1 protein-coding gene is annotated in these 1,549 nt (G+C 28.0%); it reads right to left on the bottom strand.

Annotated elements, in window-relative coordinates:
* Nucleotides 1-62: 62 nt before the first annotated feature.
* A complete protein-coding gene (locus tag BMZ74_RS14280; protein WP_089862874.1) occupies nucleotides 63-1,370 on the bottom strand; it encodes a sigma-54-dependent transcriptional regulator in 1,308 nt (435 codons plus the stop codon).
* Nucleotides 1,371-1,549: the final 179 nt, after the last annotated feature.

The following is a 1,549-nucleotide window of genomic DNA, read 5'->3' as shown; positions in this document are numbered from 1 at the left end:
TTGCTAAGTATTTAAGAGTAATTCAAAAAAACAAAGAGATAACATGATTCAAACGGTGCTATTTAGATTTCACAACATTTGTCAAAGAACCAATAATTTTTAAAATGTTTTTCTATATCAATATTTAATATTTCACTAATTTCAGTCTCTGCTAGACCATTATTTTGTAAAGATTTCATTTTTTCTTCTATTACATCATAAAACATATAATTATTTTTACTAGTATTTTTTTCTATAAGTTCAGTTTGTTTACTATGATCTTTAAAAGTAATAAAGCCACCCTCATGTTTAATTAAATTATTAAGTTCTTCTCGTCTATTAGGTAAATTCATTATTCCCTTTTTAACATGATATGGTAATTCTTCCTGGCCAATTTTTAGACAATTATTTTTCTGCTGCTTTTTTGACTTGAAATTCAAAAAAGATTTGGCACAGGCAAGCTGAATATCACTTTTAAGCTGTCCAATATTATTAGTACAATCGTACAGTAAAAATGACTTTAAAGCATTTTTGTAAATATAAATTTCTTGACCAATACGTTGTTGTTCATTTTTAATAAAAGTCTTAATTAATTGATAGCGTTCTGCTAAACTTCTCTCTCTTAAACTTGGCAGTTCAATTACCATAGGAATTCTTCGTTGAAAAGTTTTTAGCAGATAAGAACCTGGGCTTTCAGTAGTAGCTGCAATAATTTTAACATCTACTCTAAGCTGCTGATTAGTTTCTCCTAATGGTCTAAAAAATCCATTATCAATAAAAGTAAAAAGTAATTCCTGGCCCTGAGGTGGGAGTCGATGTACTTCATCTAAAAAAATTATTCCCTGATCAGCCTGCTTTAATAAGCCTGTTTTATTTTTTTCAGCTCCAGTATAGGCACCTTTTTTTATGCCAAATAACTGTCCCATTAAAAGTTGGGGATTATCTGCATAATCAGCACAATTAAATTGAATAAACGGAGCTTCTTTAGGCAAGATATCTTCAAAAACTGCAAAGTTATACATTAATTTAGCAAACATAGACTTTCCTACTCCTGTTTCACCTAACAAAAGAGTATGCAGACCATCTGGTGGATATAATATTGCTGCTTTGGCCTGCTGAATAGGAATTTTCAAACTACTTTTAGCTCCAATTATATAATCGATATTTTCTTGTTTAACTGCAAATTGCTGTTTTATTGTATAATAAACTGGTCGGCTATTAGTTTTTTCCATTTTACCTTCTTTAACTAAACTATTTAAATAACGACTAACAGTTGATCTAGTTATATCTACTTTTTCTGTAATGTCTTCTGCTGTAAATCCATTTTCTTTATTATTAGGTAATTTTTTTATTATTTCGAAAATTTTATCTATTTTTCTAATAACAACCACTTCCTTCTTTGTTAATATGACTTAATCAACTTTATTTTAGCATTCTCAATCAAAAATTACAAAATGATAATTATTAATTATATATATGGTGAATTGCAAGTTGCAATGCACGGTTTTTTTGATTTTTTTAAAATTACCTGTACCTTCAATGTTTTTACATACTAAAACTTAATTTTTCT

Origin of the sequence: Halanaerobium salsuginis (assembly GCF_900114545.1) — a bacterium.
Classification (GTDB): domain Bacteria; phylum Bacillota; class Halanaerobiia; order Halanaerobiales; family Halanaerobiaceae; genus Halanaerobium; species Halanaerobium salsuginis.
This window is presented reverse-complemented; position numbering and strand designations above follow the sequence as displayed.